The sequence below is a fragment of the Corynebacterium lemuris genome, from assembly GCF_024919295.1.
Taxonomy (GTDB): Bacteria; Actinomycetota; Actinomycetes; order Mycobacteriales; family Mycobacteriaceae; genus Corynebacterium; species Corynebacterium lemuris.
This window is the reverse complement of the sequence record NZ_JANWTC010000031.1, coordinates 1-3,367: the sequence shown is the minus strand read 5'-3', so window position 1 is coordinate 3,367 and position 3,367 is coordinate 1. Positions and strand designations below refer to the sequence as shown.

The window sequence follows — 3,367 nt, the reverse complement described above, 5'->3', positions numbered from 1 at the left end:
AAGAAGGAGTCCTCGGTGAGATTCAGAATGCCGAACACCGTCACCATGGCGTCGGCCTCCGCAGCGACTTCCACGATGGGGATCGGGCGAGCAAAAAGGCAGCAATTATGAGCCCCATACCTACAAAGCCCCACGCATCAAGCTTTTGCCCATGAAGCAACCAGGCAATGGCTGTAATTATGACGACGCCGAGTCCCGACCAGACTGCATAAGCAACACCGACAGGGATGGATTTCAGAACCAGAGAAAGAAAATAAAATGCGATGCCATAACCGATTATGACAACGGCGGAAGGGGCAAGCTTAGTAAAGCCCTCGCTAGATTTTAATGCGGATGTTGCGATTACTTCGCCAACTATTGCGATAACAAGAAAAAGCCAGCCTTTCATGATATATCTCCCAATTTGTGTAGGGCTTATTATGCACGCTTAAAAATAATAAAAGCAGACTTGACCTGATAGTTTGGCTGTGAGCAATTATGTGCTTAGTGCATCTAACGCCTGAAATAAGCCGTGCCGCGAAGCGGCATCGGCTTGATTGAATTGTTAGACGGCAAACTCGAGCCAATACTTGTGCAGGCCAACAATATTAGACGAGCACAGCATGGGCATTGCCGCTTTGATCTTCTCCAGTGACCAATTCCACCACTCCATCTCCAGAAGCAATGAAATTTCCTCATCGGTGAAGCGTTTCTTAATCTTCTTAGCGGGATTGCCGCCAACGATAGCGTAAGGCTCCACATCTTTTGTCACCAACGAGCGGCTGCCTATCACCGCACCGTGCCCGATCTTGATTCCGGGCATGACCATTGCCTCAGAGCCGATCCAAACGTCATTGCCAATGACAGTATTACCTGCTTTTTGGAAGGCATCGAGTGCGCTTGAGAATGCAGGTTCTTCCTGCATATAAAAGAACGGGAAAGATGATGCCCAGTCGTACCGATGCCCCTGATTGCCAGCCATGATAAAGGAAGCCCCACTCCCGATAGAGCAGAAACTACCGATGATCAACTTATCAACGTCATCACGGTCCGGAAACAGATACCGTGCGCAGTCATCGAATGAGTGCCCATGATAGTAGCCAGAGTAATAGCTGTACCGCCCAACTTTGATATTGGGGTTCTTCACTTGCTCAGAAAGCAGCTTGCCTTTGAAGGGGCTATCAAAGTAGTTGGTCATAAGAGATCCCGCGGTCTGTGACTTTGCCGTCTAACGCCCTGTTAAGGTGTGAGCAACGCAATACCGAAGCCTCCGCATACCACCTTAAACACTAAACGCAACGCATAGTAAAAATGCCACGCGTTGCGAATCACTCTTAAACAGATTGTTAGCCCTTTGCCCAAATTTGGTACGTGTAATCAATATTTGAACTGAAACTTTGCTCAAATGTTTGCTTGAAGCCCTGTGGAACTGGAGGAAAAAACACATCGCCAGAGATATGCTTGTGAATCACTGAAAGATGGATAACATCTGCTTGATCGATTAAAGCTTCATATATTTCACCACCACCAGAAACAAAGATATGTGCTGTCGCATTGTTTAGGTAAGCTAATGCCGATTCAACACTTGCGAAATACACAACATCAGGGTCATTCGAGATAATTTTAGAACGAGTAACCACTGCATATTTTCTATTCGGAAGTTTACCCATTGAGTCGAAGGTTTTACGACCAACTAGAAGCCATTGATTGTAAGTCATGGCTTTGAATAGGAGCTGCTCGCCTTGTACATGCCAAGGTATATCCAATCCAGAGCCAATTACTCCATTCTCGGAAACAGCTGCCATAAGAGATATTTTCATTTTTCCTCCTGAGGGCTAACGTAGAAGTAACCGGCGCTGCGCGGCTTTATCGCGCTGCGTCCGAGTTGACTGCCGGGTTGGGCGGCAACGCTTCGATAGAGCGAAGGATTGCCCGCACTATTGCCTCCCTTTTGAAAAGGTCATCCATCCTGTTTGGCGTATCAATATTCAGTGCGAAGAATACGGGGCCAGTCGGCCACTCAACCCATCCTACCCACCAACCCATGCGGCCTTCCCAGCCCGTCTTTGCGCGCAGTATCCAGTTGCGACCGGCTTCCACAATCATGAGGTCCTTGACCAAGCGCTGATGTTCTACCCGAAAGGGCAACTCGTTATGATAGAGCTTCCTGAGAAATGCAATCTGTTCTTGTGCCGCGATAGCAAGATTGCCATCTATCCAGTAATCGCCATTACTTGTCGAAGGATCGGCGTTGCCATAGTCGATTTGCTTCAAATAGCGTCGAGCCTTGTCTTCACCGATCTCTTTTGCAAATAGCTCATAAATCCAGACAGTAGAATTCCGCATTGCTGATCGCAAGTCTTGGTCTTGGTTGTGAGCTGCAAAGCTTCTTTTGATGCCGTCCCATCGGAAAACTTGAAACTCATCACGTGCAGCGCCTGCGTCAAGTGCAAAAAGTGTATGTGGAATCTTGAATGTCGAGGCCGGCGAGTAGCGTTTCTCTGACCGCACCTGATCAAAAACCAATATGACACGATCTGTTTGGCGTTCGTCTGCCACAACTATCGTGCCTTTGGCTTGAAATTCGCTGAAAAACTTCCGCCAGTCAGAACGTTCGCGCATGCCTTCTTGTGCATGCGCGAACGTGCCAAAAACAAAAGTGGAGAAAAGTATTGCGAAGATTCGGATTGCCATTAAGTTTTCCTTGACGCCCAACACCTGAATTAAGCCGCGCCGCGAAGCGGCGTCGGCTTGAATGAGTTGTTAGGCAACACCGCGCTTTCTCTCGAAGGCTTGTCGTGTTTGAACCATGTAAACCGCCGGCCCGTCAGGCGTGGTGATGATCTTCTCCCGCACGAATCCTGCCTTCTCATAGCAGCGTATGGCTCGATGGTTGTTCGGAGTCGGGTCGGTCTGAATCTTCGTCACGGTGGGGTCCGAGAACAGTAGTTCAACGAGAGCGCGGACAAGCCTTGTTCCTAGGCCTTTGTTCAACTGTGTCGGGTCAGCCAGAGACTGGTCTATTCCTCGCACTCCTGGATCAGTTTCATCTTCCCACCAGCCATCACCGCTTCCGAGCGCGACGTACGACTGAGCATAGCCGATCGGTTCCTCGCCCAGCATTGCGATGTACGGTGTTACGGACTCTTCCGCCATCGCTCTGGGCAGGTAGTGTTCCAGCACTTCATCAAGAGTCGGTCGCTCTTCGTCACCACCCCACCACTCAACGATGTGCGGCCGGTTGAGCCAATCATGGAGCATCGGCAGGTCGCGCTCGGTCATGAGGCGAAGAGTTATGGGGGGGGTGCTCGCGGACATGAAATGGTCTCTCTGTGCTGCCTAACTTTAGTATTTCAAGACAAGAAAGAACGGGCAGTACAGTTTTGCA

At 49.5% G+C, this 3,367-nt stretch carries 5 protein-coding genes; all 5 read right to left on the bottom strand.

Annotated features, from left to right (window positions below):
- Positions 1 to 40: 40 nt before the first annotated feature.
- Positions 41 to 388 (bottom strand): quaternary ammonium compound efflux SMR transporter QacE delta 1, encoded by a 348-nt coding sequence (locus NYP18_RS15175; RefSeq protein ID WP_000679427.1) that lies wholly within the window; start codon positions 386 to 388, stop codon positions 41 to 43.
- Between the two features lie 156 nt (positions 389 to 544).
- Positions 545 to 1,177, bottom strand: coding sequence for a type B-3 chloramphenicol O-acetyltransferase CatB3 (locus NYP18_RS15170; RefSeq protein ID WP_000186237.1), 633 nt, complete (start codon positions 1,175 to 1,177; stop codon positions 545 to 547).
- A 148-nt stretch (positions 1,178 to 1,325) separates the two neighbouring features.
- Entirely contained in the window at positions 1,326 to 1,799 is a 474-nt protein-coding gene (dfrA6, locus tag NYP18_RS15160) for a trimethoprim-resistant dihydrofolate reductase DfrA6 (protein ID WP_259429034.1), read from the bottom strand.
- Positions 1,800 to 1,845: 46 nt separating this feature from the next.
- Positions 1,846 to 2,673: an OXA-2 family oxacillin-hydrolyzing class D beta-lactamase OXA-21 gene (locus NYP18_RS15155; protein ID WP_014386432.1), complete on the bottom strand. Its 828-nt coding sequence runs from the start codon at positions 2,671 to 2,673 to the stop codon at positions 1,846 to 1,848.
- Positions 2,674 to 2,742: 69 nt separating this feature from the next.
- The gene (locus NYP18_RS15150) at positions 2,743 to 3,297 is read right to left on the bottom strand and encodes an aminoglycoside N-acetyltransferase AAC(6')-IIa (protein ID WP_023622803.1); all 555 of its coding nucleotides are present in this window, start codon (positions 3,295 to 3,297) and stop codon (positions 2,743 to 2,745) included.
- Between the last annotated feature and the right edge of the window lie 70 nt (positions 3,298 to 3,367).

Excerpts from the sequence above, each read along its gene's own strand:
- NYP18_RS15150 (WP_023622803.1), bottom strand. The coding sequence starts at position 3,297 with ATGTCCGCGAGCACCCCCCCCATAACTCTTCGCCTCATGACCGAGCGC.
- dfrA6 (WP_259429034.1), bottom strand. The coding sequence starts at position 1,799 with ATGAAAATATCTCTTATGGCAGCTGTTTCCGAGAATGGAGTAATTGGC.
- NYP18_RS15170 (WP_000186237.1), bottom strand. The coding sequence starts at position 1,177 with ATGACCAACTACTTTGATAGCCCCTTCAAAGGCAAGCTGCTTTCTGAG.
- NYP18_RS15155 (WP_014386432.1), bottom strand. The coding sequence starts at position 2,673 with ATGGCAATCCGAATCTTCGCAATACTTTTCTCCACTTTTGTTTTTGGC.
- NYP18_RS15175 (WP_000679427.1), bottom strand. The coding sequence starts at position 388 with ATGAAAGGCTGGCTTTTTCTTGTTATCGCAATAGTTGGCGAAGTAATC.